Below are 622 nucleotides of genomic sequence, written 5' to 3'. Positions count from 1 at the left end.
GAAGCGGAAGGTGACGGTGGTGGTTTCTCCCGGGGTCAGGCGGGTGTCGGCGAGCGTAATGGTGGCGTTCAGGCGCGTGGGGTCGAGGGTGTTGATCTGGTAGCTGGCGCTGCTGCCCAGGCCTTCGCCCGCGTTGCCCGCGTCGTCGCGCACGCGGCTCAGGTTCACGCCGATGGTGTTGTTCGCGGAGCTGATGTTCGCCGTGGGCGTGAAGGTCGCGGTCCAGTTTCTGCCGACGGTGTCGGGCGTGAAGTGGCTCAGCGTGCCGTTGGCGCCGGTGAGCACGACTTCGTTCAGCGTGAAGCCGGTCACGCGCTCGCTGAAGGTAAAGGTGACGGAGGCGCTCTCGCCCACGGTGAGATCGGTGTCGGACAGCGTGATGCGCACGGTGGGGCGCACGAGGTCGTAGCTGAACGGGAAGGAAAACGCGCTTCCCTCCCCCTGGTTGCCCGCCGGATCGGTCACGCCGGAGAGGTTCACCCGGACGCGGTTGCTGCCCGGCGAGCGGCCGTCGGCAGGCGGGGCCGTGAGGGTGCACTGCCAGGTGATGCCGTCGTCGCTGCGCAGGTCGGAGAAGATGCCACCGCCGCCGGGCGCGGGGAAGATCGTGAGGTCCGACAGG

General features: G+C 68.8%; 1 protein-coding gene. It reads right to left on the bottom strand.

What is annotated here, in order from left to right:
• On the bottom strand, positions 1 to 622 hold a 622-nt coding region (locus tag VTU_RS34115), incomplete at both ends, for an Ig-like domain-containing protein (protein WP_040893818.1).

It is taken from the genome of Verminephrobacter aporrectodeae subsp. tuberculatae At4, from assembly GCF_000193225.1.
GTDB lineage: Bacteria > Pseudomonadota > Gammaproteobacteria > Burkholderiales > Burkholderiaceae_C > Acidovorax > Acidovorax aporrectodeae.
The sequence above is the reverse complement of the archived record's forward strand: the minus strand, read 5'-3'. Positions and strand labels throughout refer to the sequence as shown.